Origin of the sequence: Burkholderia sp. Ac-20392, assembly GCF_017104585.1 — a bacterium.
In the GTDB taxonomy this organism is placed as follows: domain Bacteria; phylum Pseudomonadota; class Gammaproteobacteria; order Burkholderiales; family Burkholderiaceae; genus Burkholderia; species Burkholderia lata.
Genome location: NZ_JAAGPB010001120.1, coordinates 1 through 908, shown reverse-complemented (window position 1 = coordinate 908; position 908 = coordinate 1). Strand labels below are relative to the sequence as shown.

1 protein-coding gene is annotated in these 908 nt (G+C 64.0%); it reads left to right on the top strand.

Translation table 11 applies throughout. The annotated features are described in order from the left end of the window. Positions 1 to 9: 9 nt before the first annotated feature. A partial coding sequence (glyA, locus tag G3N99_RS41150) for a serine hydroxymethyltransferase (RefSeq protein WP_346778527.1) occupies positions 10 to 908 on the top strand: 899 nt, incomplete at its 3' end.

Here is a 908-nt window from a genome sequence, read left to right as displayed (position 1 = left end):
TTTGCCGCGATCGAGCAGGAAAACCGCCGCCAGGAAGATCACATCGAGCTGATCGCGTCGGAAAACTACACGAGCCCGGCCGTGATGGCTGCACAGGGTTCGCAACTCACGAACAAGTACGCGGAAGGGTATCCGGGCAAGCGCTACTACGGCGGCTGCGAATACGTGGACGTGGTCGAGCAGCTGGCGATCGACCGCGTGAAGCAACTGTTCGGCGCGGAAGCGGCGAACGTGCAGCCGAACTCGGGTTCGCAGGCGAACCAGGGCGTGTTCTTCGCGATGCTCAAGCCGGGCGACACGATCATGGGCATGAGCCTCGCGCACGGCGGCCACCTGACGCACGGTTCGCCCGTGAACATGTCGGGCAAGTGGTTCAACGTGGTGAGCTACGGCCTGAACGAAAATGAAGACATCGACTACGAAGCCGCCGAGAAGCTCGCGCAGGAACACAAGCCGAAGCTGATCGTCGCGGGCGCGTCGGCGTTCTCGCTGAAGATCGATTTCGAGCGTCTGGCGAAGATCGCGAAGTCGGTCGGCGCGTACCTGATGGTCGACATGGCCCACTACGCGGGCCTGATCGCAGCGGGCGTGTATCCGAACCCGGTGCCGCACGCGGACTTCGTGACGACGACGACGCACAAGAGCCTGCGCGGCCCGCGCGGCGGCGTGATCCTGATGAAGGCCGAGTACGAGAAGCCGATCAACTCGGCGATCTTCCCGGGGATCCAGGGCGGCCCGCTGATGCACGTGATCGCGGGCAAGGCCGTGGCGTTCAAGGAAGCGCTGTCGCCGGAATTCAAGGCGTACCAGGAGAAGGTGGTCGAGAACGCACGCGTGCTGGCTGAAACGCTGGTGAAGCGCGGCCTGCGGATCGTGTCGGGCCGTACGGAAAGCCACGTGATGCTGGT